General features: G+C 45.6%; 17 protein-coding genes and 1 pseudogene. 10 read left to right on the top strand and 8 right to left on the bottom strand.

Translation table 11 applies throughout. From position 1 onward, the window contains the following. Nucleotides 1-4 precede the first annotated feature (4 nt). The 6 genes and pseudogenes from atpB to NC796_RS08290 form a co-directional block, all read right to left on the bottom strand. The gene (gene atpB / locus NC796_RS08310) at nucleotides 5-1,036 is read right to left on the bottom strand and encodes a F0F1 ATP synthase subunit A (protein ID WP_310683856.1); all 1,032 of its coding nucleotides are present in this window, start codon (nucleotides 1,034-1,036) and stop codon (nucleotides 5-7) included. Between the two features lie 409 nt (nucleotides 1,037-1,445). Further along, on the bottom strand, nucleotides 1,446-1,652 hold the full coding sequence (locus NC796_RS26800) for an AtpZ/AtpI family protein (RefSeq protein ID WP_409070360.1): 207 nt from the start codon (nucleotides 1,650-1,652) through the stop codon (nucleotides 1,446-1,448). Between the two features lie 9 nt (nucleotides 1,653-1,661). Further along, nucleotides 1,662-2,087: a polymer-forming cytoskeletal protein gene (locus NC796_RS08305; protein ID WP_310683854.1), complete on the bottom strand. Its 426-nt coding sequence runs from the start codon at nucleotides 2,085-2,087 to the stop codon at nucleotides 1,662-1,664. 78 nt (nucleotides 2,088-2,165) lie between these two features. Next, on the bottom strand, nucleotides 2,166-3,029 hold the full coding sequence (locus tag NC796_RS08300) for a M23 family metallopeptidase (RefSeq protein ID WP_310683852.1): 864 nt from the start codon (nucleotides 3,027-3,029) through the stop codon (nucleotides 2,166-2,168). A gap of 20 nt (nucleotides 3,030-3,049) precedes the next feature. Next, nucleotides 3,050-3,370: a DUF3467 domain-containing protein gene (locus tag NC796_RS08295; RefSeq protein WP_310683850.1), complete on the bottom strand. Its 321-nt coding sequence runs from the start codon at nucleotides 3,368-3,370 to the stop codon at nucleotides 3,050-3,052. 49 nt (nucleotides 3,371-3,419) lie between these two features. After that, a pseudogene (locus NC796_RS08290) lies at nucleotides 3,420-4,403 on the bottom strand (PLP-dependent cysteine synthase family protein); the annotation flags it as partial. Nucleotides 4,404-4,580: 177 nt separating this feature from the next. On the opposite strand from NC796_RS08290, the gene NC796_RS08285 reads away from it, so the two are divergent. Then, nucleotides 4,581-4,856, top strand: coding sequence for a DUF4290 domain-containing protein (locus NC796_RS08285; protein ID WP_310683846.1), 276 nt, complete (start codon nucleotides 4,581-4,583; stop codon nucleotides 4,854-4,856). Between the two features lie 80 nt (nucleotides 4,857-4,936). Here NC796_RS08285 and NC796_RS08280 read toward each other — a convergent pair whose 3' ends face one another. After that, nucleotides 4,937-5,491: a GNAT family protein gene (locus tag NC796_RS08280; protein WP_310683845.1), complete on the bottom strand. Its 555-nt coding sequence runs from the start codon at nucleotides 5,489-5,491 to the stop codon at nucleotides 4,937-4,939. 180 nt (nucleotides 5,492-5,671) lie between these two features. Here NC796_RS08280 and NC796_RS08275 point away from each other — a divergent pair, with 180 nt between their 5' ends. Genes NC796_RS08275 through NC796_RS08260 form a run of 4 tightly spaced genes read left to right on the top strand, consistent with a single transcriptional unit; the run spans nucleotide 5,672 to nucleotide 10,540 of the window. Then, on the top strand, nucleotides 5,672-7,153 hold the full coding sequence (locus tag NC796_RS08275; RefSeq protein ID WP_310683843.1) for an isochorismate synthase: 1,482 nt from the start codon (nucleotides 5,672-5,674) through the stop codon (nucleotides 7,151-7,153). Continuing rightward, on the top strand, nucleotides 7,131-8,837 hold the full coding sequence (gene menD, locus NC796_RS08270; RefSeq protein ID WP_310683840.1) for a 2-succinyl-5-enolpyruvyl-6-hydroxy-3-cyclohexene-1-carboxylic-acid synthase: 1,707 nt from the start codon (nucleotides 7,131-7,133) through the stop codon (nucleotides 8,835-8,837). Before NC796_RS08275 ends, menD begins: the two co-directional genes overlap by 23 nt. A gap of 5 nt (nucleotides 8,838-8,842) precedes the next feature. After that, a complete protein-coding gene (gene menH, locus NC796_RS08265) occupies nucleotides 8,843-9,670 on the top strand; it encodes a 2-succinyl-6-hydroxy-2,4-cyclohexadiene-1-carboxylate synthase (RefSeq protein ID WP_310683838.1) in 828 nt (275 codons plus the stop codon). Nucleotides 9,671-9,700: 30 nt separating this feature from the next. Then, nucleotides 9,701-10,540 carry a 1,4-dihydroxy-2-naphthoyl-CoA synthase gene (locus NC796_RS08260; protein WP_310683837.1) on the top strand — a complete coding sequence of 280 codons (840 nt, stop codon included), beginning with the start codon at nucleotides 9,701-9,703 and terminating at the stop codon, nucleotides 10,538-10,540. Between the two features lie 144 nt (nucleotides 10,541-10,684). Here the strand turns inward: NC796_RS08260 and NC796_RS08255 are convergent, their stop codons facing one another. After that, entirely contained in the window at nucleotides 10,685-11,710 is a 1,026-nt protein-coding gene (locus NC796_RS08255) for a glutamine synthetase beta-grasp domain-containing protein (protein WP_310683835.1), read from the bottom strand. 443 nt (nucleotides 11,711-12,153) lie between these two features. Here NC796_RS08255 and NC796_RS08250 point away from each other — a divergent pair, with 443 nt between their 5' ends. The 5 genes from NC796_RS08250 (at nucleotide 12,154) to NC796_RS08230 (ending at nucleotide 18,167) form a co-directional block, all read left to right on the top strand. Continuing rightward, nucleotides 12,154-13,041 carry a 1,4-dihydroxy-2-naphthoate polyprenyltransferase gene (locus NC796_RS08250; protein WP_310683833.1) on the top strand — a complete coding sequence of 296 codons (888 nt, stop codon included), beginning with the start codon at nucleotides 12,154-12,156 and terminating at the stop codon, nucleotides 13,039-13,041. Between the two features lies 1 nt (nucleotide 13,042). Continuing rightward, nucleotides 13,043-14,131, top strand: coding sequence for an o-succinylbenzoate synthase (menC, locus tag NC796_RS08245; protein ID WP_310683831.1), 1,089 nt, complete (start codon nucleotides 13,043-13,045; stop codon nucleotides 14,129-14,131). 2 nt (nucleotides 14,132-14,133) lie between these two features. Further along, complete coding sequence (locus NC796_RS08240) at nucleotides 14,134-15,621, top strand: AMP-binding protein (protein WP_310683829.1); 1,488 nt, start codon at nucleotides 14,134-14,136, stop codon at nucleotides 15,619-15,621. 204 nt (nucleotides 15,622-15,825) lie between these two features. Beyond that, nucleotides 15,826-16,791 carry a 2-dehydro-3-deoxygalactonokinase gene (locus NC796_RS08235; protein ID WP_310683827.1) on the top strand — a complete coding sequence of 322 codons (966 nt, stop codon included), beginning with the start codon at nucleotides 15,826-15,828 and terminating at the stop codon, nucleotides 16,789-16,791. A 14-nt stretch (nucleotides 16,792-16,805) separates the two neighbouring features. Then, nucleotides 16,806-18,167, top strand: coding sequence for a gluconate:H+ symporter (locus NC796_RS08230; RefSeq protein ID WP_310683825.1), 1,362 nt, complete (start codon nucleotides 16,806-16,808; stop codon nucleotides 18,165-18,167). Nucleotides 18,168-18,542: the final 375 nt, after the last annotated feature.

Below are 18,542 nucleotides of genomic sequence, written 5' to 3'. Positions count from 1 at the left end.
AAAACTATGCGTGCACCTCGATACCCTCTTCATGGTGGTGCTCTTCGGCAGCCATCCCGATAAAGACGGCAGAGAGGAGGGCAAAAATATACGCTTGCAAAACCCCTACAAAAGCCTTTAGCACATACAGTGCTACCGTCAGCGGAACAACAAGTATACTGGACCCGAGACCGACAATGGAACCAAAGAATTCAGCAAAGATAAATATCAGGCCAAGAATACAGATTATCATAATTTTGCCTGACAGCATGTTTGCAAAAAGACGAACGGCGAGCGCAAGAGGCTTTGTAAAAAGACCGATGATTTCAATAGGCGTCAGAATAATCCTCATCAAGCCGGGCACACCGGGAAACCAAAACACATGCTCCCAGTGATCCTTGGAACCATTCCACTGTGTAATAAAAAAAGTAAAGGCTGCCATCACCCCGGTTACGGTTATATCCGCCGTGGTCGTTACCCCCCAGGGCAACAATCCAAAAAGATTCATAAACGTAATTGAGACGAATACAGCAAATATATAAGGAACAAACTTTTCGTATTTATCTTCGGGAATGTTGGTCTTCGTAATATCATCCCGCACAAAAACAAAGGTTATCTCAAACAAATTCTGAAACCACCCCTTCGGCTCGGTCTCCCGCCCGATTCCCTTCTTATAGCGACGAGCCATAGCGATGGTTAGCCAAAGCGTCAATCCAACGCCAAACCAGAAGTACATGAGGTGAGAAGTTATCGACAAATCAAGTGTTATTTCGGAACCATCAGCGGGGATTAGTGAATGATTCTCTTCAACAAAATTGCCCGACTCCACAGCTTGGTGAGTACTACTATAGAAATGCCACTCACCATCCACCAACAGGATACGGGGAAGCTCCAGATGATAACCTGCAACATTCAAATAATTATGATCTTGAACCTTCCCAACAACATCAATGGGAATATCCTTCTCGGCTTCTTGTTCCTGAAAGGCCTTGAGTGAGGAAGTGGCGAACAATAAAATCAGTACAGTGAGCAGGGGGCGACGCAGGCGCTGTATCATCTAATCTTCGTGTCGATTTTCCAGGATTTTGTTTATAAAAATGATTTCGATTACAGAATGGAAAATATAAGAAATAATGAAACTAACTGTAAATAAAATTTGGTCAATTTTTATGTATGCTAACACTAGCGCAAAACACACCAAAACCAAGATGAATCTAAGTGTAATAGAGATAAAGAATAAGGTGAGGAATTTCTTCTGATCATCAAGGTCAATTTTGCGTACTAAAAAGAAATTTGTGGAGACAAAGAAAAAACTCAGCAGATATCCTGCGAGCATACCAAGTGAAGAATTGAGCGGAATTATTACAAAGAAAAGTGATAAAATTAACAGCCCGCCGACCCCGATTGCAAGGAGTCTTTTCAGGTAATTATAGACAAGGGGTTCTAGCAATGTATTGATGTTATTCCTATTTATTCAAACGATCAGCCAAATGGAAAATAACGATCATTACATTGACTATGCCAACCAAACATCCTGTGAGTATCAGCCAGGGAGATGTATTAAAATAGTCATCCAGCCAATACCCCAGAACGATTGGCAAAATTATGGCTGCAGCTATTTCTGCTCCAACCGATAGAAATTGAGTGTATTTGGATAAATCAGATTTACTCAACCTATCTTGTTAACGTGTTTCTACAGCTTTCAAATTAGATTTGGATTCAGGTTGCTCATTTTCATCAAAATCGATTGAAATGGAACTGACCTGCTCCCCCATTCTACAGGTACCATTGATTTGCGCCCCTTCTTCAACCAAAAGATTCTTCGCATAAATGTCACCATCTATGATGGCTGATTTCCGGAGAATCAATTTGTTGTTTACGCGGATCTCACCTTCCAGATTACCTGCAATATCAGCATCAACCGCCTTGACATCACCTTCAACCCGTCCAGAAGAAGAAATAATAAGTTTCCCTTTGGCATGAGCCTCTCCTTCCAGGGTGCCTGCTATGCGAATATCATTCTTTGTTTTTAGCGTTCCTTTTAAATTAGTGCCTTCACTTATCATATTTACCGAAGGCATATTTTTACCTGTCGAATTGTTTTTCATATCTGAGGCCGTTGTTTTTTTTCGTCTGTTACTGCTAAACATATATATTTAAGTAATTTAATGCAGTTAGTTTTGTTCCTAAGATTTGACAAGATACATCATAGGATTCTGCGGAACGCCGTTTCTCCAGATTTCTATATGCAAATGAGGTCCTGTACTCAGAGTCCCGACATTTCCGACCGTTCCTATAATATCACCTTTTAAAACGATATCACCAACTTCGCGGGAAAGACTTGCGGCATGTTTAAAAATGCTGACTATGCCATTCTCATGCTGAATATGAACTACATAACCGTAATTCATAGTCCAGTAATGATTAATGACTGTTCCATCAGCCATTGCCTGGAATGGAACCTGTTCCCTGGTGGCGATATCAACTCCCAGATGACCCGTCTCCTGGTTAAAACCACGAGTCAAGGTTCCCTGAACAGGAAATGGTGCAGGGAAACTGGGACTTTTCTTTAAGATCCCGGAGAAAATAATCTCTTTTCTCGTAAACACTTCGCTGTTAAATGCAGAAGAGGAAACATCAGAGCCATCCCATTCTTGCTGTTCCTGTTGTGAAGGAACAGAGACGGAAAAACTGCTCTGAATATTAAACGTGGTGTCCTCTCCCTCCGCCAATACCTGTTGAATTTCCTGTAATTGGCGGTCGCGAGCACGAAGAGAATCCTGTAAAGATGATATTCTTTTTGATATTTCGATGACTGAACTTCGAAGTTGTTCATCTTGCTTGTCATACACAAGAGTGCCCAGCGGGGTAAACATTACAAAAAAAATCAAAATTACTGCAAAAACGGCCAGAGAAAGGTAAAAAAGGCCAAAAAGCCTGGCCGGACGGAACTCATAACTACTTGAACTTTCCGGCTGCTCATCGTCCAGCAGGATAAGCGTGAGGTCTTTGCCCCGATACTCAAATAGTTTTTTTATAAGATCGAACATGCAGGCTTCTCGTTTAAGGATTATGCTTCAGGCGTAGGTCCCCGGTAGTTGAACGGTACGTCAAACTTGTCATCATCTGAAATTGTTCCGTGCTCTTTTTCGTACCGGCTCACATTCTCTGCCAGTGCGTTGGAGAGTCGCTTCGCATGATCGGGCGTAAGTACCATCCGTTTTACCACTTTTGCTTTGGGTACTCCCGGCATGACGGAGATGAAATCAAGGATAAACTCGGAGTTGGAGTGCGTAATCATCACCAGGTTGGAATATGTACCTGTCGCCTCCTCTTCCGGTAGCTCAATCTGCATCTGCTCTTTATTAAATTTCTTGGTCTGATCTGCCATTAACTGTTGGTTTAAGATTAGACTTATAATTACTGATTACAGTTCACTATTCTTCCAGAAAACCCTTCTCTTTCATCCATTCATCATTATATATCTTGGAGACATATTGAGTACCACTGTCAGGTAAAATAATGACCATTACGTCGTCTTCCTTTAACGGATGCTCCTTAACATATTCCAGGGCCCCGAACACAGCCGCTCCACATGATCCTCCTACGAACAATCCCTCCTCATGGGCCAGCCGACGGGTGAAACTCAGCGCATTTTTGTCGTTGACCTGCACAACTTCATCAATCAGATCAAAGTCCATGTTTTTGGGGATGATATCCTCCCCGATGCCTTCCGTCAAATAGGAATGGATGACACTTTTGTCAAATTCACCCGTCTCAAAATAGTGCTTATACACGGAGCCCACGCTGTCAATACCGATAACCTGTATATCAGGATTTTGCTCTTTCAGGTATTTCGCCACACCTGAGATAGTCCCGCCTGTCCCCATACCGGCTACATAGTGAGTGACCTTCCCATCAGTTTGTTCCCAGATTTCCAGACCTGTCGCCTCGTAGTGGGCCTGGGTATTGCTCATATTGTCATATTGGTTGGGATAAAATGAATTGGGAATCTCTTCATTCAATCTTTTGGCCACCGAGTAGTAACTCTCGGGATCATCGGGCTCGACATCCGTGGGACACAACCGGACTTCTGCCCCCAGTGCCCGAAGTTTATCGACCTTCTCTTTGCTCTGCTTGTCCTGGGTAGTAAAGATACATTTGTAGCCTTTTACTGCAGCGGCAAGGGCCAATCCCATTCCCGTATTGCCGGAGGTCCCTTCAATGATAGTACCACCCGGTTTCAACAGTCCTTTTTCTTCAGCATCCTCAATCATCCGAACGCCAATTCGATCTTTAATACTCAGACCGGGATTCAGGTATTCAACTTTTGCCAACAGGGTCCCGGTTACCCCTTCAGTCACTTTGTTCAGCTTTACGAGTGGAGTATCACCAATCGTATCAAGAATGGAATTATAGTACATATTCAAATTTTAAAAAAATAACGCTTTAGTTTAATTAGCTGTGGTCGAATATAGGAAAATTGGCCAACCAACTCGAAATTCAAATATCCGCGCAAATCAAGATCCGATTTTCTGGATAGTTGAAAATGTTTTACTTTTGGGTTTAAAGGAACAACGATCACAATCAAGTAAAGTTACATGTTTATTGAGCAAAGTAAACCACAAGATTTTGACTGCGGATACAATCTCGATCTAATGATTGCAGCCCTGCCTCGCATTAAAGATGAGGAAGAACGGCTTGAGTATGCCAAGCGGGCCGTTGGGTTGATCAAACAGAGTCATCCGAGCTGGGTCGATGACAACGGGAAAAGCAAGGCGGCCTGGGAACACTTCTTTCATCTGGCCAAGTACAATCCCGAGGAATACGGTATCTACAATCCCTATAAGTCAGGAAGTGATGACGACGCGCAGTAACAGCTTTTAACTGCACAGGTCTTAAACAGTTCAGTTCTGCTTAGTGGGGAGCGAATAACTTAAGAAAGGCCGAATAGTATCTAATTTGCCACCCGCAATTCCGAGCTTTTTTGAGACTGTTTGTATTCTTCGGAAAGGAGGCCGAAGATCAGCTTATCACAATATGTTTCTCCTTTAACCGCATGGTCGCGAAGCAGGCCTTCTTTCTTGAATCCCAGCTTCTGCACCTCTTTAATCCATGTGGTATCAAAATCGTACGCCGCTGTTGTCACCTTGTGCATTCCCAACTCTTTAAAACAGTAGGCCAAAATTTTTCGCAGTGCTGCAGTCTCATAATTCTGACCTGCATACTTCCGATCTCCGATCGTGCACTTCACATGGCACCGCCTGTTGTGCAGGTCGATGTCATGGATATCTACAATGCCAATGAGCTTGTCGTTTTCGGAAAGGTGAATCTCGAACAGATCGGCTTTCTCATTTCGCTCGTCAAGCACGGTTTTTACACGGCGCAAAAAGGCATTAAAGCTTTCGACCTGGGGAGAGTCTTCCGAAGAATAATAGTTGACCTCCTCATCATTATTCCATTTATAGTGAAGGGCCACATTCTGTTGATCGAAAGGCTTTATTTTTACCATAAATATCCTGTTACTATCTCCTTTTACTGAGTTTCATAAAAACCAATCTCACTTATTGTCCCAAACTTCAGTGTTTTTTGCAACCAAAATCTGCCAGAAAATAGTGGATATATTGGGTAATGTTCAATTTTCAATTTATATTGAAAGTAATGAATGAAAAAATGTTAACTTCTCATTTACATGAACGAGTCAGCATCAGTTTCTGATATAGATGGGCAACAAACGTTACTCGAGTATCTCGATGCCCCCTCATTACAACATTTTATAGATGGTATTGTAACCAACGATAAAGGTAAAACGTTACTCTCATTTACATTCCCGGTCCCCCAGTTTGATCCCCTGGCCTGCCTGGAAATGCTCCCGGATACGGCAAACGAATTTAATTTTTACTGGGAGAAGCCGGATCAACAACTTGCCTTCTCGGCCGGTGGTGAAGTTGCGATCTTAAAAAATAAAGGTGATGGCCGTTTTGAAAGTATTGCCCGACAAGTAGACGAAATCAAAAAGCAATCTGCCAGTTTTTCACTGCTGAGGCATTCCCTTTCGGGTATCCATTTGCTGGGAGGCTTCTCTTTTTTTGAAACAGTCAAAAGCCGCTGGTGGCAGTCATTCGGATCAGGATCACTGACGGTGCCAGAGTGGCTGCTGATTCAGGATGGAAAGCTTGGACTTCTCACCATTACACTCCGATACTCCCCTGGCGATTCCCTGGAAACGATTACGGGCAAATTAGAATTGCACCTTCAGCGTTTTGAACAACTTTTTCGTCTTAACGTTGAACTGCCGGATTTCCCCTTAAACGGATTTAAATTCAACCGGCATTCAATTTCTTCCGAGCAGCCCGAGTCAGCGTGGACCAACAATGTAGAACAGGCCAAAGAGCTCATTGCCAAAAAGAAATTCGATAAAATTGTGCTGGCCCGAGAGGTTGTCCGGCACACTGACCACCCGATTGTGGTGACCCAGGTTATGAATACCCTTCGGAGCCAATACCCATCCTGTTACAATTTCCTGATAAGAGATAAACAGGGTAAAGCTTTCCTGGGCTGTTCCCCGGAGCGATTGGTATCATTTAAAAAGAATTACCTGCTCACCGATAGCCTGGCGGGCAGTGTATCCAGGGGAAAAACAGCTACGGAAGATGTCCACCTGGAGAAATACCTTTTGAACAGCGAAAAGAACCGGCGGGAACATCAATTTGTGACCAGTGCTATTGAGGAGCATCTTCAACCCTTTACACATGACATCGAGCGGGCCGAACAGCCGGATGTTAAAAAGCTCAAAAATGTTCAGCATCTATACACCCCGGTGCGTGCGTGGCTGAAGGAGGATACCAATCAATTCTCTATCCTCAACAAGCTTCACCCCACCCCTGCCGTTGGTGGACATCCACGCAGCCAGGCGGTGCCCTATATCGATTCCCTGGAAGAGTTTGACCGCGGATGGTATGCCGGTCCCGTTGGCTGGTTTAACTTGAATGGCGGTGGTGAGTTTGCCGTGGCTATCCGCAGCAGCCTTGTAGATGGAAATACTGCTCGTGTTTTTGCGGGTTGCGGCATCGTGGAGGACTCCGATCCGCAGACCGAGTGGGAAGAAACGAATCTAAAGCTTATGCCAATTCTTTCAGCTCTTGAAAATAATGAAGGTAAAAAAGCAGGATAGAGCTTTTTTCTGGGCTACGACATTTCTTCGTGAACTGCATGCGTGTGGTGTATCACAACTTGTTATCTCTCCCGGATCTCGCTCTACACCCCTGACCGTCGCAGCTTCTGCACACCCCGGGTTGACGACCCACGTGGTGCTGGACGAACGCTCAGCGGCATTTATGGCACTGGGCATGGGCAAAAGCCAAGGGAAACCGACGGGCCTGATCTGCACCTCCGGCACAGCCGCCGCCAACTACTACCCGGCCATCATTGAGGCGCGTCACTCCGGTGTGCCCCTGCTGGTATTAACGGCCGATCGCCCTCCCCACCTGCGCAATATCGGGGCGTCCCAGGCGATCGACCAAGTTAAACTTTTTGGAGACTACCCTGTGTTCTTCCATGAGGCCGGCGAACCGGTTTGGGAGCGGCAGGATGTGAATCGCCTCAAAAGTGTAGCAGCCCAAAGTGTAAGTGCCTCATTGAATCATAAAGGCCCTGTGCACATTAATTTCCCATTCCGCAAGCCCCTTGAGCCCGATCCCGGCTTCGTAGAACAGATCAGAAAAGAAAATGATAAGCCAGCTTCAGATAAGCCCGGACCCAGGACGACTGTTTCTGGTTCAGAGAATAGCATATCTCTCCCGGATAAGATAAAAGTCCTGCTCTCCAAGTGCCGGCGTCCGGTGGTCATCGACGGTCCCCGTGGAGTGCTCAGGGAATCAAATGCCGCAGCCCTGCTTGCCGATCTGCTTAATGCCCCTCTCCTCTCAGAATTCCCCAATTTATCCAGTGAAAAAAAAATCTCGGGCTTCGACGGGTTTCTGAAAAATGAAGCGATAAGGAAAAAGCTGAAACCCGATCTTATTCTGCGTTTTGGACAACAGCCGGTGAGCAAAGCGCTACATTTTTATCTGCATGAATTAGATGGAATCCCTCATATTCACTTTGGTGACCTGGATGAATGGCAAGATGCCACGCACAACGTAACACACCGGGTGGAATGGCATGGCCGTAAAATATTGTGGCAGCTGGACAACGTACGCTCTAATCCAGAGTGGATGAAGCAATGGCAACAAATCGATGAGCAATTCGGGAGCTTCAAAGATCGTAAAGTAGCTGATGAGCATACCCTAACCGATGGTGGGGTTTTTATGCATTTTGGGGGCCACGTTCCGGACTCCTGGAATGTGTTTTTGTCCAACTCTTTCCCCGTTCGAGATTGGATGCTGTTTGCGGGTTCTCCCCCCCGGTCGTCGTTTGTGAACAGGGGGGCCAGCGGTATTGACGGCCTTATCTCAACTGCTATCGGGGCAACGATTGCCAGTCAAAAACCCGGCATTCTTTTCATTGGTGATCTTGCTACACTGCACGACAGCAATGCCCTGCTAAGTGGGAAGTTTTTGGATCATCCCCTGGTTATTGTATTGCTAAATAACGGCGGGGGGAATATCTTCCGGATGCTGCCAATATTTGAACACAAGCAGTTATACACCGATTTTTTTGAAACACCGCAACTTGTTGATTTTGAGTCCCTGTCACATTCCCATGAATTGGATTACACCGCGGTATCAACTATCAAAGAGCTGAAAGCGTTAGATCTGGCCAGCTTTTCTTCGGCCGGCATTCATCTTGTTGAATGTAAAACAAACGCCGAGGCCTCGATGGATCTACGGCATTCACTTTGGAATTTTTCTGAATGACAACAATGGAAATAAGGGTCAATAACATTTCTTACTTCCTAGAGTACCATCAACAGGAGCCCACCCTGCCCTCGTTACTGATGCTTCACGGTTTTATGGGGAGTGGCCGTGCCTTCAAACACCTGATAAACCCCCTTTCCCGCTTCTGCAATCCGATCACTATTGACCTTCTGGGGCATGGACAAACACAGGATCCCGGTGAGCCGGAACGATATGCAGTTGAACACCAATTGCATGATCTTTTCGAGATCATAGCCGGGATTGATGGCCAAGGTCTGTTCCTGCACGGCTACAGCATGGGGGGACGGCTGGCGTTGCGATTTGCCATCCAGAATCCCGATATGATAAAGGGCCTGATTTTGGAAAGCACGAATTACGGTATTGAGGAAAAGAATCAACGAAAGCAGCGCATGAAGTTGGATGAGGAGCGGGTACAGGCTATCGAAACAGATTTTGAGGAATTTCTTTCAAGTTGGCACAAACTCCCCATTTTTAAAAATGGAACAGATCATTCAGAAGAGCTGGTAGAGCACTATAAAACTATTCAACAAAATCAGCGTCCCTGTGCCATTGCAAACAGCCTCCGCGGTTTCGGAACGGCGCAGATGCCGCCAGTGAAGGAAAAACTACAACAGTTAAACATGCCAGTACTTTTACTCGCAGGAGAAGCCGACACCAAGTACCGGGACATTCTCGATGAGATGGACCAGCTTATTCCAAAAAGCAAGCATCATATTATTAAGGATGCCGGGCATCGTATCCACTTGGAAAACCCAGCAGCATTTGTTGACCAGGTTCAGGCTTTTATTTTTTCCTCCTCCTGCAACAGGTAATGTAAAAATGTTAATCAACAGATCAGTCTTATGAGTATAGAGTGGAAAACCGTTCAAGAATATGAAGATATCACGTTTAAAAAAGCAGACGGCGTAGCCCGAATTGCCATCAATCGCCCTGAAATCCGGAATGCATTTCGACCAAAGACTCTGTTTGAGCTCCAGGATGCGTTCCTGGATGTTCGGGAGGATTCCAGCATTGGCGTTGTACTTTTGACAGGTGAGGGCCCCTCTCCCAAAGACGGCAAGTGGGCCTTTTGCTCAGGGGGCGACCAAAATGTGCGTGACAAAGCAGGATACAAAGATGAAGCTGGCACCCCCCGCCTGAATGTGCTGGACCTGCAACGCCTCATTCGTTTTATGGGTAAGGTTGTCATTGCCGTAGTCCCCGGCTGGGCCGTGGGCGGTGGGCACAGCCTGCATGTTGTGTGCGATCTGACCATCGCCAGCAAGGAGCACGCGATATTTAAACAGACCGATGCCGATGTAGCCAGCTTTGACGGGGGATTTGGCTCCGCCCTGCTGGCCCGACAGGTGGGACAAAAGAAAGCACGCGAAATCTTTTTCCTGGGACGCAACTACTCTGCCCAAGAGGCTTTTGACATGGGTATGGTTAATAAAGTAGTTTCCCACGACGAACTGGAAGAAACCGCCTACCAGTGGGCGCAGGAGATACTGGAGAAAAGTCCTACCGCTATAAGAATGATCAAATACGCCTTTAACTTGGTGGATGACGGCATGGTGGGGCAACAGGTGTTCTCCGGCGAAGCTACCCGCTTGGCGTACATGACGGACGAAGCGCAGGAAGGCCGCGACTCTTTCCTCGAAAAACGTAAACCAAACTGGGACGATTACCCCTGGATCGGGTAGTGTCAAATAGTAATTTTTCAAGATACATGTGCGACGCACTTTAAAAGTGTGTCGCACATTATAATATGAATAGATAATAAAAATCCCCGTGCCCAGGAATGAACACGGGGATTAATACTTAATGAAGTAGCTAGTCGCCTATAATTAGGATGCGACCTTCTCAGAAACTGAGTGAACAGTTTTGATAATCTGAGCTGCAACTTTGTACGGATCAGCGTTTGAAGCCGGACGACGATCTTCCAGGCGTCCTTTCCAGCCATCTTCAACTGTTCCAACCGGGATACGGATAGAGGCACCGCGGTCAGACACGCCGTAGCTGAACTTGTCGATGGATTGCGTCTCATGCTTACCTGTGAGACGCTTGTCGTTATCTGCGCCGTAAACTGCAATATGTTCCTGGATGTTATCGGCAAAAGCTTCACATATTTTTGTCATCAACTCTTCGCCGCCTTCATCTCGCATGGCACCATTAGAGAAGTTGGCGTGCATTCCTGAACCATTCCAGTCTGTGTCGCCCAGTGGCTTCGGATGCCAGTCTACGACAACACCATATTTTTCAGCAGTTCGTTCTATCAAGTAACGTCCTACCCAGATTTCATCTCCGGCATTGGCAGCGCCTTTGCCAAAAATCTGGAATTCCCACTGGCCAGCGGCGACCTCTGCGTTGATACCTTCGACGTTAAGACCGGCTTTCAGGCAAAGGTCCAAGTGTTCATCAATAATTTCCCGGCCGAACGCAGAATCTGCACCAACTCCACAGTAGTATGGTCCCTGTGGTGCTGGATAGCCATTTTCAGGAAATCCAAGTGGAAGTCCTGTTGAAGGATCTTTCAGGAAATATTCTTGTTCAAAACCAAACCAAAAATCTTCATCTTCATCATCAATGTGGGCCCGTCCGTTGGATTCATGTGGAGAACCGTCGGCATTAAGAACCTCAGTCATAACAAGGTATCCATTCTCACGGTCGGGATCCGGGAAAATTGCCACTGGTTTCAACAGACAATCTGAGGCTTCGCCAGTAGCCTGCTCGGTGGAGCTACCATCAAATGACCAGATTGGCGCATCTTCAAGATCTCCGCTGAAGTCATGAATAACTTTGGTTTTACTTCTCAGTGTTTGAGTTGGTTTGTAACCATCAAGCCAAATGTATTCAAGTTTAGAATATGCCATGTGCGTATCAGTAATTAGTTGTTGTTTTGTCTTTATGTTTATAATTAAACATTCCGATTTGAAGCATTCTAAATCAAATATTGACTCATTCTGTGAGAATCAGCCCATTGCCACATACTAATTCAATAACGTTCCGAATTGATCACCTGTAATTGGAATGATCAATCTCAATCTCTGACAATTCAACCACGATTGTTGAACACTTCAAATTCGTTTCCAATAAAAAACTTTTTTAAAACATTATCAACAAATATTTAACTATTTTTTTCTTTTTGCATAATTCATTAATGCTATGCAAAGACCGGGGCCTAATTTTTTTATACAAACTCAACATATCATTCTGATACCCCACTTCCCTCTCCTCAAAGATTATCCACTTAAAAACGACCGATCAAAACATTAAATTCAGCTAACTGAAAATTTGAAACTAAAAAACAAATTTTGTGAATAATAACAACATCAAGACCTGGATTAAAGCTGCCCGCCCTCAAACGCTTACAGCAGCCTTTGTTCCGGTTTTTGTGGGGATAGGCCTTGCTGTTCATGACGAAGTTTTTGAATGGATGCCCAGCTCGGTAGCTCTACTGTGCGCACTGTTGATCCAGATAGGCACCAACTTTGCAAATGACTATTTTGACTATAAAAAAGGAGCAGACACCGATGAGCGAATCGGCTTTGAACGGGCTACTGCAACGGGACAAGTTACTGCCCGCCAAATGTTTATTGCCACGATCGTAACCATGGGGCTGGCCTTCCTGTTCGGCCTTTACCTTGTTTGGCACGCCGGATGGGTCATATTGCTGATTGGTGTGCTATCCCTGATCTGTGGAGTCCTGTATACCGGGGGACCGTTTCCACTGGGATATAATGGATTGGGAGATGTTTTTGTATTTATCTTTTTTGGCATTGTTGCAGTTATGGGCACTTATTACGTCAATGCCCTGGAATGGTCGGCTGCCTCATTTTGGGCTTCCCTGGCGGTCGGGGCTCTGTCTACAAACATCCTGGTGGTTAACAATCTGAGAGATATAGAACAAGATCGGCCCGCGGGAAAAAACACAATTGGTGTCCTATTTGGAGAAAATGCGTTGCGAATTGAATACCTGCTAATGCTGATAATCTCATTTTCCATTCCCCCTCATCTTTTTTTCCGGATGAATTTTAGCTGGGTTGCATTCCTCCCCTACCTCACTATTCCAGCAGGTGTTATCTTATTGCATCAAATATGGACAGAAACAGACAAGCGCAAACTCAATAAAGCGTTAGAACGAACAGCCCAATTCATGGCACTTTTCGGCATTCTTTTAAGTCTGGGCATAATCTGGGGATAGGATGGAAATCAGCCTGTATAAATATCGATTCCCTTTTTCAAAACCTTTTACTACAGCAAGGGACACCTTTAGTCACCGGGAAGGTTTTATCATCGAATTGAAGGACCAGGGAGTACAAGCTGTTGGGGAAGCCGCGCCACTGCCGGGATTTTCAAAAGAATCGATGGATGAGGTCCAAAACTATCTAAAAAACAATTGGGATACGGTTACGGGACTGATCGCAGACTATACAACTAAGAATTCCTACCAGGCAATTGCTCCTGGAGAAACACCTACATCCGTTGCGTTTGCCCTCGACACTCTGATCGTTGATTGCTGGTCCAGCAGGGAGCACATCCCTTTGCGCAGGCTGTTGTTCAATGAATCGAGATCAAAGATTAAGATTAACGCCACACTGCCGATAAATAAGCTGGAGAAATCGCTCGAAAAGGCTGAACTTTTATGGAAAAAGGGATACCGGACGCTTAAAGTAAAAGTAGGAGGATCACCAGAGCAAGAATATACCCTGATCAAGCAACTCAGGACCCGGTTCCCAAAACTCAAGATCCGAATTGATGCCAACCAGTCCTGGGACTTTGGGGAAGCCGTTAACACGCTGCAGAAATTTACCCCTTTGAACATAGAGTATTGTGAAGAGCCTCTTACAAATCCCAGCCCGGATGCTTTTGTAAAACTCCGGGAGCAAACGGATATACCAATTGCCTTGGATGAATCGTTACACCAAAACAAGGGTATTTTGGAATGGAAAAAAAGAAAAATAGCTGACATTGTGATCATAAAACCGATGGTTTTTGGTGGGATGAAAAAAAATTTTGAAACAATCCGCCTTGCTGTGAATCATGACTATATAATCATCTTTACAACCTCACTGGAAAGTGGCATCGGGCGTTTGATGACGGCGACGTTGGCAGCCGGACTCAGTTCACCCCAATTTGCACATGGATTAAACACTGGCTCGCACCTGGCAATGGATGTCTGGGATGACAGTATGTATATTAAAGAAGGACAGTGGACCTTACCGAGCACGGAAGGACTGGGTTTAGCATATGAGCCCGAAAAGCTGGTTTCAGTGAAAAAACTGGACTTATAGACGTGGAAAAAAAAGAGTTAATCGTCCCTACATTTCAGGAATCAGATTCGAGAAACCTGTTTCTGGCTTCTCGGCATGGCCTCCGTACTTACAAGGAGTTGAGCCAATACGCAGATTTTTTCCTTGCACGGCTACAAGAATATGATGCCGACTTATCGAGGCCGGTTGGGTTCCTGGTTGAATCCTGTGATGAACTTGTGCTTGCTATCGCTTCTTGTTGGAAGTTGGGCATTCCTTTTACGTGTTTTGATCCCCATGCTACAGCAACCGAGCTACAGGAACAGGTTGAAAGGTTGAAGCCCGGACTTCTTATCACAGACCATGCAGAAGCTTCCAGTTTTGGACCCACCGAGACCCTTTCTGTACAAAAGATTGCTGTTGAAAAAGCGTATGATCGCAACAAAAAGGCATCAAGCAGTACATTTGAGGGGAAGACCGATCCCGATGATGTGTTTGGCTACTTTTTTACGTCCGGCACCTCCTCTACTCCCAAAGTAGTGCCTCTCAAACGCCGACAGATGATTTTTGCCGCGGCTGCATCTGCCGGTAATTTCCGACCGGGGCCCAACCGGTTTTGGCTGCTATGCCTCCCGCTGAATCATATCGGTGGCATCTCAATCATTCTCCGTTCTCTCCTTTACGGGTCGGGCATCTACCGCATGAACAATTTTGACAAAGAGATGGTGGTGACTTTTTTGTCGGAAAACAAGCTTTTTCAAGCCGCTTCCCTGGTCCCCACCATGTTGAAGCGACTAATAGACATCACCGCTTTCCGCACACACAAAGATTTTAAAGCGATACTGTTGGGCGGTGGTCCCATCGACTCTTCCTTATTAGAAGAATCAGTCAAAAAGGGCATTCCCGTGGTGGCAAGTTATGGGATGACTGAAACCTGTGCACAAATTGCTGCTAATCCATTTATGCAGCCGAGCGGCATATACCGCCCCCTGAAGAGTGTTGGAGATATGTTTGAGCCGAATGCGGTGGAGATCCGTGATGAAAACGGCCGGGCCCTTGGAACAAACAATTCCGGCACAATATGGCTGAAGGGTCCCCAGGTTTTTGACGGCTACCTGGATACTGAACTTAATGAGGCAATTTTTGACGAAGACGGTTGGTTTAACACCGGTGATTTCGGGCACCTGAATGTAAATCGACAGCTTTTTATTGAATCCCGCCGGTCAGACCTTATCATTACCGGCGGCGAAAATGTTTCTCCATATGAAGTTGAATCGGAGTTAACAAAAATCGACCCGATTCAAGATGCTGCGGTACTGGGTCTCTCGGACAGTGAATGGGGACAGCGCGTGGTGGCTGCCGTCGTGGCCAAAAATGGCTCTTCCATCCAGCAGGATGAAGTAAAGGAAAAACTAAAAAGCAGGTTGACGGCATTTAAAATCCCCAAAGAGATTATCCAGGTTGATACTCTTCCCAAAAATCGCACGGGAAAAGTTGTGCGCCATAAGCTAAGTGAGCTCTTCGTAAAATAGTTTCCCTTCCACTTCAAAAAAGACTTGCAAATCCCACGAATACTTAATAGATAATGGTCCGAAAGATTAAACGGGAATTGGGACTCATTTTTGTTTATTTGGCATGTACAAATTCACACCAGAAGGGTGCTGTATATCACTAAACGAACAACTTTTTTCAGTTGAAACCTGGTCAACTATACGCAATGTCGGGGTACCAGGTCGATGAACAAAATTTTTGCACCGCACAACTACTTTATGAGCTGCGATTGGGGAACCAGTTCCTTTCGCCTGTCTCTCGTTGATCGCCAATCCCGGGCTACCCTACAGGAACTGTCTACCTCCGGGGGAGTCAAAAAGCTATACAACCAGTGGCAACAGTCGAATGATGATACAGGTCATACAGCCTACTTCCTCAACTACTTTGGGGATCAAATCAAAGAGCTTGAAGGCTTGGTGGAAATTGATACACAAAACATTCCGATTATCATTTCAGGGATGGCCTCCTCCAGCATCGGTATGAAAGAACTGCCATATGGTATGGTCCCCTTCTCTCTGAAAAATCCTGATCTTCCATCCGAAGTGCTTCCCGCCACCGAACAATTTGCCCATGATGTTTTGCTGGTCTCAGGTATCCAAACACCAGATGATGTGATGCGGGGAGAAGAAATTCAGCTGCTCGGGCTGGCAGCAGAGCACAATGTTGAAGATTGTATATGTGTCATGCCAGGCACCCACAGCAAGCATGTCTTTATCAGAGACTCAGAAGTGATCAGCTTTAAAACTTTTATGACGGGAGAAGTTTTCGAACTGCTTACAACCCAAAGCGTTCTGGCGGGATCGGTAAATTCAACAGCAAAAGCTTTGGATAAAGAGGCATTTCAACAAGGAGTAAAGGAATCGCAGAAAACAAATCTCCTCCACGCAATCTTCGGCATCAGAACCAATGATCTGCTGAAAGGAATTGACAAACAGACCAATTTTGACCTGTTAAGCGGCATGGTCATTGGACATGAAATAGCCGAACTGGCAACGGAATCTCCTTCTCGCATCTATATCGTGGGTAGCGGCCCGCTGACAGAGCGTTACAAAACAGCGATGCAAACCCTTGATCTCAATCCAATTCCAGTAGAGAATACTGATCAACTGACGCTGCAAGGTCATATCAATATTATCAATCAGAATAGTTAATAAAACGTATTCTTATGGACCAATCGATTTACCTGCTACTTGTTACAGTATGTTCCATCTTGCTTTTACTGGTGATGGTAACGCGGTTAAAAATTCATGCTTTTGTTTCTCTCCTGCTCACAAGCGCCTTTGTTGGGTTGGCAGCCGGTATGGGCTACGATGAAGTCCTAACCAGTATAGAGGAAGGTATGGGCGGCATCCTGGGATTTATCGCCATCATTGTAGGCCTGGGGTCCATATTGGGTAAACTGCTTGAGGTCTCCGGCGGCGCCGAGACTCTTGCTCGTACAATAGTCAGTACCTTTGGCAGTGATCGTACCTCGTGGGGACTTACGTTAACAGGGTTTATCATCTCAATACCAGTGTTCCTTGATGTCGGGTTTATTATCCTGGTTCCCATTGTGTATGCCCTGGCACGGAAAACGAAGAAATCAACGCTGTTTTATGCCATCCCGCTCCTTGCTGGTATGGGGGTGACCCACGCGTTCATCCCCCCTACGCCGGGACCGATTGCCGTGGCAGATATTCTTTCTGTGCCCTTGGGCTGGGTCATTGTGTTTGGGGTTATTACCGGTATTCCCGCAGCAATCCTGGCCGGTCCGGTATTTGGTCATTACATCGGGAATAAAATCCATGTTGATCCACCGGATTTTAGTGAGACCAGCGACGAGGTGGCACAGACGGACAAGAGTGATTTCTTTGTAATCCTTGCTGTAATTCTCCTTCCACTCATTTTGATCGTTCAGTCAACGGTGTTGGACCTTTTGGTAGAAGAAGGAACTATCTCGGAAGGCATTTTCTTCATTGAAATTTTGCAGTTTATTGGTCATCCATTCAGCGCATTGACCATTGCCACATTAATGGCTGCTTATTTCCTGGGGTTACGAAAAGGGTTCACAGGAAAAGAGGTATTGAAATTTACCGATAAGGCATTGGCACCAGCTGGACTCATCATTCTTGTTACGGGAGCCGGTGGCGTTTTCAAACAGATCCTGATCGACAGTGGCGTGGGAGAAGCACTTGCCCAAATATTGTTGGCATACAACATCACCCCGATTGTCCTGGCTTATATCATGGCTGTCATAATCAGGGTAACTCAGGGTTCGGCGACAGTTGCCATGGTTACCTCTGCTGGAATGGTCGCCCCCATCATGAGTGAGTTTACACTCTCCTCACCTGAAAAGGCTTTGATCGTTATTGCCATTGCTGCAGGTTCGAGTATCCTTTCTCATGTTAATGACAGTGGCTTTTGGCTGGTCAATAAATACCTGGGACTTACGGAAAAACAAACCCTCAAATCATGGACGGTTATGGAAACCATTGTCTCGGTCACAGGTTTTGCCATGGCGCTAATTTTATCTTACCTGTTTTTCTAAGCTCTTTTGCTGACTAAGAGACAATCTATAAAAAAGGACAAGAACTTGCACCCGTGCAGGGTATAATTGATGTATGGATTGTCCCCTACCCTAGACATAGGCTATGTGACTGCCTGACATAGATAATGTCAGGGCCTGACGGAGGCTATGTCAGGCCCTGAGGTAACCGATGCATGCCTTGGTGTCCTAAGCTAACCTGAATTCTATTAGACTTACTCAATATACTATCTGTCATTGCTAGGAGGCTTTGTTGAACCTGCTGGCCCCACGATGAGGTCGACGTGGCGATCTCCCCATTTGTTTTCTGTTCAGCTTGCTTCCCGACAGGTGTCAGGATCCCGATGGTCACAGAATCGCAATGACAGTTTTTATATC

This window comes from Aliifodinibius sp. S!AR15-10 (assembly GCF_031569985.1).
GTDB lineage: Bacteria > Bacteroidota > Rhodothermia > Balneolales > Balneolaceae > JAMQKA01.
Note: the sequence above shows the minus strand (reverse complement) of the source record. Positions and strands in the feature narration are given on the sequence as shown.